General features: G+C 70.6%; 1 pseudogene. It reads left to right on the forward strand.

Annotated elements, in window-relative coordinates:
* A pseudogene (locus KVS71_RS18205) lies at positions 1-203 on the forward strand (hypothetical protein); the annotation flags it as partial.
* Between the last annotated feature and the right edge of the window lie 42 nt (positions 204-245).

Raw genomic sequence — 245 nt, forward strand, 5'->3', positions numbered from 1 at the left:
ACACGACGACGGACGCCATGGGTGGTCAGGACGCGACGGTCATCGCCATCAAGCAGGTGCGGGCGGCGGACGGTTCGACCCACTGGGTGGTGTCGCTGCCCTCGACGCAGCCGGGGGAGTTCGACGGGCCGCACGGTGCGATGAACGACCGCGACAGCAACCTGGCTCTCATGAGGGACAACCCGGTCTTCCGTGGCCAGTAGGAGCGCGCGGTCCTGCAGGGGGTGGAGGGGGGGGGGGTCCCC

This window comes from Microbacterium sp. GbtcB4 (genome assembly GCF_019091465.1).
Taxonomy (GTDB): domain Bacteria; phylum Actinomycetota; class Actinomycetes; order Actinomycetales; family Microbacteriaceae; genus Microbacterium; species Microbacterium paraoxydans.